Source organism: Paraburkholderia sp. (assembly GCF_034668105.1).
Lineage (GTDB): Bacteria > Pseudomonadota > Gammaproteobacteria > Burkholderiales > Burkholderiaceae > Paraburkholderia.
The window spans coordinates 1-7674 of sequence record NZ_JAXDPY010000014.1; the positions used below are offsets into that span (position 1 = coordinate 1).

Sequence of the window (7674 nt, forward strand, 5' to 3'; positions counted from 1 at the left end):
CCGAGCCGCGCGCTGCTCAGGCCGACCCAGGCCTGGCGCCCGAATTCAAGACCGCCCTGCCCCAGCTTGCCGGTCGACGCGTCGAAGCCGTTTTCGAGCATGAAGGTCGCTTTCAGTCCGCCGCCCAGGTCTTCGACGCCGCGCACGCCCCAGCGGCTCCCCTGGATCACGCCGCTCGTCGTGCTGAAGACCTTGCCGCCCCCGCGGTTGCTGATGTAGTTGAGACCCTCGTCGATGATGCCGTACAGGGTGACGCTGCCTTGCGCGTGCGCCAGGTTCGCCGCACCCAGCAGGAATGCAAGCGCCGCGGATTGCGCACAGAGATGCTTCTTCATGAATAAACCCCGACCTGTCATATAAGTGGAACTACAAAAAACCGCGCGACATCACCCGGCGCGGGCGGTGGACCGTCCGCGCGAAGGTGTCTCATGCGTGGGATTTGGGCAGCCGGATGCAGCGCGCTGCCAGCTCGCTGCGCGCTTCTTGCCGTGATGCGCGAGCGTGGCGCGCGAGGCTTGCGCTACATCAGCAGATAGAGCAGAACGACGTTGGCCAGCAGCAGTGGGAGTGCAGTCATTGCCTGGGCGCGAATCACGCCGTAGCGGTCCGGCAGTTCGAGCAGCGCGGCCGGTACGATGTTGAAGTGCGCCGCCATCGGCGTGACGAGCGTGCCGCAGTAGCCGGAGAACATGCCGATCGCCGCGATCACGGCCGGATTTCCATGGTAGGTGTGGATCAGCACCGGCAGGCCGACCGCCATCATCGCCACGGGGAAGGCCGCGAACGCACCGCCAATGATCATCGTCATGATCGCCGCCCCGAAGGTGTAGACGATGACCGCGACCAGCTTGACGTCCGTGTTGACGTAGGTATGCGTGAGATACGCGGCCGCCTCTCCAACGCCTGCGCGTCCGAACATCAAGCCGAGCACGGCGAGCATCTGCGGCAGAAGCAGCGCCCAGCCCAACGACTCGGTCAGATGACGCGACTGCCGCATCGCTTCGACGGGCGTGCCGCGCGTGATCCGGCACGCGACCAGCACCGCGATGATGACGCTCACGCCGAGCGCGGCAAGCGTCGGGTTCGCCTGATCGAAGACGAACAGTCCACCGAGCGTGAGCTTCGCCAATGCGACGGAGCCGATCAACGTGCCGGCCGGCACGATCAGCGCGGGCACGAACAGCCAGTTGCCGAGGCGCTGCACGCTCGCGTTGCGCTCGGCGTCGGGCAGCAGCGAAGACTTGCCGCGTCCGAGGCCGCCGAATCCCGCAATGAGCGCCGCCACTATCACCGCCGTGCCCACGGCGACGGGCGGCAGCCGGTCGCTGAAGAGAAACAGCGTGGCGAAGATCAGCCAGAACACCCCGCTCGGCAAGCGGCGCGAGTGCGTGCGGTCGAGCATGATCAGCACGCCGGTGATCGCGAGAATGACACCCGCGAGCCAGTAGAAATATTCGGTGCGCAGAATCATCTCAGTGTCCCTCCGACTCGGACGGCGTCGCCGTGACCGCCGCCGCGCGGCGTGGCGCGGCGGGATCGACGGCGCGTGCGAGATAGCCGTCGAGACGGTAGAGGCGCACGGCATGGATCAGGAAAGCGGCGAGCGCGGTGGGAATGCCCCACATCGCGATGGCGACCGGCGTAACGTCGACCTTCATGTCGGCGAGCAACGTGTGCATCAACATGATTCCGCCGAACGCGACGAACATGTCCTCGCCGAAGAACAGCCCGACGTTGTCGGTCGCGGCGGCGAGGGCGCGCACGCGGTTCCTGAGTTCGTCGGAGAGCGGGCCGTGCCTGTTGATCGCGGCGCCCTCGGCCATCGGCGCGATCAGCGGACGCACCATCTGCGCATGGCCGCCCAGGCTGACGAGACCGAGCGCGGCCGACAGCTCGCGCGCCGCCAGATAGCTGATGAGCAGACGCCCTGCCGTCGCGCCGCGCACCTTCGAGATCCAGTTCTGCGCCTGTTCGCGCAGCCCGTAGCGCTCGAGCAGACCGACCACCGCCAGCGGCAGAATGATGATGAGGGGAAGACTGCGCGTCTTGACGAAGCCATTGCCGATCTGCGTCAGGATCAGCGTGACGGGCATCGACGCGAGCACCCCGGTCACGACCGTTGCGCCCACGACCACCAGCATCGGATTGATGCGCAACGCAAATCCGACCACGATGACCGCGACACCGACCAGCGGCCACAAACTCACTGCTGCGTGCATCTGCACCTCCAGAAACGTTCTACTTCGAGACCACCGGGTTGATGAATGCAGGCGTCGCACCGGCGGCGCCCGGATGAGACTTACGCAGTGACGATGGACCTCTCTCCCTCCCCGGTCGCGGGCAACGCCGCGATTTCGGCGAGCGTGAGCGGCTTGATCGGAAAACGCAGCGTGTAGTAGCCCAGTTCGCGCACCGGTGTGCCGCTTTGCTGCGCCAGCAGTTCGCAGACGGTCAGTCCGCACGTGCGGCCCTGGCACGGACCCATCCCGCAGCGCAGGAACGCCTTGAGCTGGTTCGGCCCGCTGCAACCCAGCCTGGCGGCATCGACGACCTGCTGCGCCGTCACTTCCTCGCAGCGGCACACAACCACGTCGCCGCGCGGGATGCGCATGGCGTCGGCGGGCCGGTACAGCGTTTCGAAGAAGGCGCGGCCGCGCAGCGCGCGAGCGAGACGCGCACGCACGGCGCGGGCGGCATCGTCTCGCGCGGCGGCGCCCGTCACGCCCGCGACATGCGCGATTTGCAGCGCCGCGAGTTCGCCTTGCGCTTCGGCCGCACGCGCGCCGCCGATGCCGCTGCCGTCGCCCGCGACAAACACGCCAGGCTGCGACGACTGCAGCCACGAATCGAGCACGGGCTGCCAGCACGCCTGCGCGTCGTTCCATTCGTGCGCGCAGCCAAGCGCGTTCGAGAGATTCACGTTCGGCACCACGCCCTGATGGATCAACAAGGTATCGACCGCAAGGCGGCCGCGCGTGCCGTCCGCGAGCGTGTACTCCACGCCGTCGAGCGCGTCGGCGCCCGTCGCCGCGAAGCTCGCGACATCGCCGATTACCTTCACGCGGCGCTTTACTTCCATCAGCAGCGATACGCCCTTCTTCAGGTAGTCGCTGCGAAGGAAGTCGACGATATATTTGAGGGCCGCGCGCCGCTGGCTGCGCGGCGTCGTATCGAGCAGCGCATCGATGCGGCCGCCCGCGCGCAGCACCTGCGCGGCGTACAGCCACAGGAGCGGCCCGCAGCCGGCCAGCACCGTCGCGCCCTGCGGCACCGCGCCGGTGGTCTTGAGCAGCACCTGCGCGGCGCCGACCGTCATGACGCCCGGCAAGGTCCAGCCGGACACGGGCACCGGACGTTCCTGCGCGCCGGTCGCCAGTACGAGGTGCGCGGCGAACAGCAGGCGCGACTCACCCGCCGTCGACACCGCGACGCGCCACGACTCGCCGATGCGATCGATTTGCCAGACGGTCGTCTGCGCAAGATACTCAGCGCCGCTCCCGAGGAAGCGCCTCAGTAGCGTTTCGCCATGCCAATAGTCTTCGCCGAGTATTCCGCGCGCCGGCAGCGGACTCGCGCCGACCGCGCGGTAGATCTGCCCGCCGGCCGCGGTCTGCTCGTCGACCACCGCGACGCGCAGGCCACGCTCCGCGAGGCTCGACGCAGCACTCATGCCGGCCGGGCCCGCGCCCACGACCAACGCGTCGTAGTGTCGTTCGATATGCAAATCAGTTCTCACCGGCTTCTCCTCGACCTTCCGGCGCCAACACCCGCTCACCATGCTGGATCGTTACGTGCATGCCTTCGCGCACTGGTACAAGACATCCCTGCTGGTTCTGCTTGCCGTCCACTGTGACGAGACAATCGAAGCACACGCCCATCAGGCAATACGGCGCGCGCGGACTGCCGCTCACGGGCGTGGTGCGGCAGCGCCCGGCGTTGGCGGCAACGAGCGCCTGCGCTATGGTCTGCCCTTCGAACGCCCGGACTGTCGTGTTCTCGAACATGATCGACACGGTCCGGCGTTGCAGCGGTATCTCCGCTTGCGCGCTAATGCGGAACATAAGTCACTCCTTCTGCGAAACGCTGCGGCGTGAACGGGCGCACGCCCGCGTCGAGTTCGCCCGAAGCGATCTGCGGCGCGAGGTCGAGCGCATGCGCGCCCGCGAGCGTCACGCCGCTGTGGCAGGTCGCCGCGAACGCGCCCGGATGCCGTTCGGACTGCCCATATATCGGAAAACCGTCCGGCGAGAGGATCCGCAGCGCGCCCCACATGCGCACCGCGCGTGCCTCGGCCAGCGCGGGAAACGAGCGCACCGCACGCCGCGCGAGCGCGCCCAGTACGCCCATGTCGGTGCTCTTGTCGAAGCCCGCCTCCACCTTCGCTTCGGCGATCATCACCGTGCCTTCGCCGGTCTGACGCAGCGTCAGCATCGGATGGCGCAGGAACGGCTTCATCCGTTCAAGCACGATGATCTCGCCACGTTGCGGACGCACCGGCACGTCGAGTCCGACCATCGGCGCGAGCCGCGCATTGGCGAGACCGGCTGCGATCACCACGCGCTCGCAGGTGAAGCGGCTGCCCGCCGCGTGGATCGCGAACCCGCTGTCCAGCGGCTCGATGCGATCCACCGCGTGATGCGCCCGGTACACGACCCGCATCTGCTTGAACGCGGTATGCAGCGCGCGCAACAGGCGCAGCGGATTCGCGTGTCCGTCGTACTGCGTGTAGCTCGCGCCGACCACATCCGGTCCGATGCCGGGATACATCGACTTCAGCTCCGCGCGGTCGAGCAGGCGATACGGATACTTCGGAAAGCCCGGCTGCCCGTGCAGCTTTTCAAGAAACGCCTTGCGGCGCGTGAACTCGTCGTCGGACAACAGGATGTGCAGCCCGCCCGGCTGCGCGAGCTGCGGATCGACACCCGTGCCTTCGATCAGCTCGTTCGCCAGCTGCGGCCACAACGACGCCGAGCGCAGCGTCCACGCCGCGTACTCCGGCATGCCGAGCCCCTTGCTCTGCACCCACACCAGCCCGAAGTTGCCGCGCGACGCGCGGAACGCGAGGTCGCCCTCGTCGAACACGGCGACGTCCTCGTTGTGCCGCGCAAGCCCGTAGGCGATGGCCGATCCCACGAGCCCGCCGCCGATCACGGCAAAGCGCGTGTGGGCGCTTTGACGCGTGCTCACTGCGCCTCCTGCGGCGCGAGCGCGGACGCGTAGGCTTGCCGCGCCGCTTCGAGCGAGATCTTGCCGTCGCGCACGTCGCGTTCGATCGACCCGCGCGGGCGCTCGAACGGCGCGCCATAGCCGCCGCCGCCGGACGTTTCGAGGCGCACGCTTTCGCCGTCCGCCAGTGCGATGTTCGCGGTCTTGGACGACAGCTCGGTGCTCGCTCCGTTCGCTTCCTTCACGAGCCGTGCGCGCCGGCCGTCATTGCCGCCCGCGACGCCCGCCGCCACGCCCGTCACGTGACTGTCCGAGCGCGCCGAGAACACGATGCCCTCGCCCAGTGCCGAGATCTGTTTGGCGATCGCGAGGCCGCCGCGCGTGCGGCCGGCGCCGCCCGAATCCGCGATCAGCGCATATTCGTCGACGCGCAGCGGATATTCGTTTTCCAGCGCCTCGACCGGGAGGTTGGAGGTATTCGTCATGTGGACGTGCACCGCGTCCATGCCGTCGACGTCATAGCGCGCGCCGCTGCCGCCGCCGAGCGTCTCCAGATAGACGAACGAGCCGGGACGCGAGCGCAGCGGACCGGAAAACACGATCGCGGGGCAGCAGTCATTGGACGACGCCATGATTCGCTCGTCCGGCAGCACGCCGCGAAACGCGCCGAAGATCGCGCCGGCCACCTTCTGCGCGGTGATGGAGCGCGCGCCCACCGCCGCGGGCGGCGCCGGATTGGTGATCGTGCCGAGTGGCGCGTAAATGCTGATCGGTTCGAAAAGGCCTGCGTTTGCGGGCAATTCCGGATCGAGCAACGCCTTGACCGCGTAGTAGACGCACGCATGCAACGCATTCACCGGCAGGTTCATCGCGCCACGCGCCTGCTTGCCCGAGCCCGTGAAGTCGAAGCGCAGCGTGCCGCCGCGCACTTCGACGCTGACCGCGATCCGCACCGGCTCGCCGCCGCCGAGTCCGTCGTCGTCGAGAAAACTCTCGAATGCATAGACCCCCTGCTTCAGTTCGGAAATCCGGTTGAGCAGACGCCGGCGCGTATAGCCGATCACGTCCTCGACCGAGCGGCGCACCGCGGCGATGCCCATCTGCGCGATCAAACCCCCGACCGCCTGTGCGCCGCGCGCGTTGGTCGCGATCTGCACGCGCAGATCGAGCGAACGCTCTTCGGGGTCGCGCGTGTTGTTGCACAGCACGCGCAGCATCTCTTCGTCGAGCACGCCGTTGCGCACGATGCGCACGACCGGAATGCGGATGCCTTCCTCGAAGATCGAGCGCGAGCCGCCCGCGATCGAGCCCGGCACCGTGCCGCCGACGTCCGCGTGATGGCCGACGTTGGCGGCGAAAAACACCAGCTCGCCATCGGCGAATACCGGCGTGACGACGTTGATATCCGGCAGATGGCTGCCGTTCGACAGATACGGATCGTTGCAGATGAACACGTCGCCGGGCGCAATGCGATCGGCCGGATAGTGTGCGAGCACCGCGTTGACCGCGCCGTTCAGCGAGCCGAGGTGCAGTGGAATCTGCGTGCCCTGCACGACGAGCCGCGCACGGGCGTCGAACAGCGCGACCGAGCAATCCTTACGCTCCTTGATGTTGGTCGAGAACGACGAGCGAACCAATGTGTTGTTCATGTCTTCGCTAATCGACAGCAGCCGGTTGGCGAACACTTCCATTTCGATCGGATCGGCGAGCGCTTCCTGCTGCGCATCGAGCTGGTTTTCAGTGAGAGGCGTGGAATTCATGATTGACCTTTGTGGTTCAGGCGACCCGGACGATCAGGTTGCCGTAGGCGTCGACACGCAACGCGTGAGTCGGAGCAAGGACCGTCGTCGAGCTCATCTCCTCGATCACGGCCGGCCCCTGCAGCGTCGCGCCGGGCGCGAGCCGCGCGCGATCGTAGACCGGCGTCGATTGCCAGCCGTGACGCTTGCCGTGATAGATGTCGCGTTCGCCGCTGCGCGCCGTGCTCGCATCGGCACCGCTCGCGGCGGCAGGCGTCAGCGGCGCCTTCGGCACTGCGCCGACTGCCTTCAGGCGGCAATTGATCACCTCGATTGCGCGGCCCGGCACGTCATAGCCGTATTCGCGCACGTGCGCGGCGCGAAAGCCTGCTTCGAACGCCGCCAGATCCGCGGCGCCCACCGTGTCCATTGCCACCTGCACTTCGAAATTCTGTCCGACGTAGCGCGCGTCGATCGCCAGCACGAAGCTGCGTTGCGCCGCCTTCACGCCCTCCTGATCGAGCCATGCGTCGGCTTGCGCATGCAGACCGACGAACGCGTCCACGATCGATGGCCATGTGCCCGCGTCGATCAGCGCGATCCGGCTGCGCACGAAGTCGAACGAGATGTCGGACAGCAGGATGCCGCGCGCGCACATCGTGCCCGGTTCCTGCGGCACGATCACCGTGCCGATCCCGCACTCCTGCGCGACTTCCAGCGCGTGCAGCGGGCCCGCGCCGCCGAATGCGTAGAGTGCGAACCCGGCGAG

At 67.6% G+C, this 7674-nt stretch carries 8 protein-coding genes; all 8 read right to left on the reverse strand.

Annotated elements, in window-relative coordinates; genetic code table 11:
- The coding region (locus QOC89_RS00655) for a porin (RefSeq protein ID WP_323043254.1) at positions 1 to 335 on the reverse strand (335 nt) is incomplete at its 3' end.
- 185 nt (positions 336 to 520) lie between these two features.
- Positions 521 to 1471, reverse strand: coding sequence for a DUF979 domain-containing protein (locus QOC89_RS00660; RefSeq protein ID WP_323043255.1), 951 nt, complete (start codon positions 1469 to 1471; stop codon positions 521 to 523).
- Between the two features lies 1 nt (position 1472).
- Positions 1473 to 2219, reverse strand: a complete 747-nt coding sequence (locus QOC89_RS00665) for a DUF969 domain-containing protein (RefSeq protein ID WP_323043256.1) — start codon at positions 2217 to 2219, stop codon at positions 1473 to 1475.
- An 80-nt stretch (positions 2220 to 2299) separates the two neighbouring features.
- Positions 2300 to 3736 carry an NAD(P)/FAD-dependent oxidoreductase gene (locus QOC89_RS00670; protein ID WP_323043257.1) on the reverse strand — a complete coding sequence of 479 codons (1437 nt, stop codon included), beginning with the start codon at positions 3734 to 3736 and terminating at the stop codon, positions 2300 to 2302.
- Positions 3726 to 4061, reverse strand: coding sequence for a (2Fe-2S)-binding protein (locus QOC89_RS00675; protein WP_323043258.1), 336 nt, complete (start codon positions 4059 to 4061; stop codon positions 3726 to 3728). The genes QOC89_RS00670 and QOC89_RS00675 overlap by 11 nt, the downstream gene beginning before the upstream one ends.
- Positions 4048 to 5187 carry an FAD-dependent oxidoreductase gene (locus QOC89_RS00680; RefSeq protein WP_323043259.1) on the reverse strand — a complete coding sequence of 380 codons (1140 nt, stop codon included), beginning with the start codon at positions 5185 to 5187 and terminating at the stop codon, positions 4048 to 4050. Before QOC89_RS00680 ends, QOC89_RS00675 begins: the two co-directional genes overlap by 14 nt.
- Complete coding sequence (locus QOC89_RS00685; RefSeq protein ID WP_323043260.1) at positions 5184 to 6926, reverse strand: hydantoinase B/oxoprolinase family protein; 1743 nt, start codon at positions 6924 to 6926, stop codon at positions 5184 to 5186. Before QOC89_RS00685 ends, QOC89_RS00680 begins: the two co-directional genes overlap by 4 nt.
- A 16-nt stretch (positions 6927 to 6942) precedes the next feature.
- The coding region (locus QOC89_RS00690) for a hydantoinase/oxoprolinase family protein (RefSeq protein WP_323043261.1) at positions 6943 to 7674 on the reverse strand (732 nt) is incomplete at its 5' end.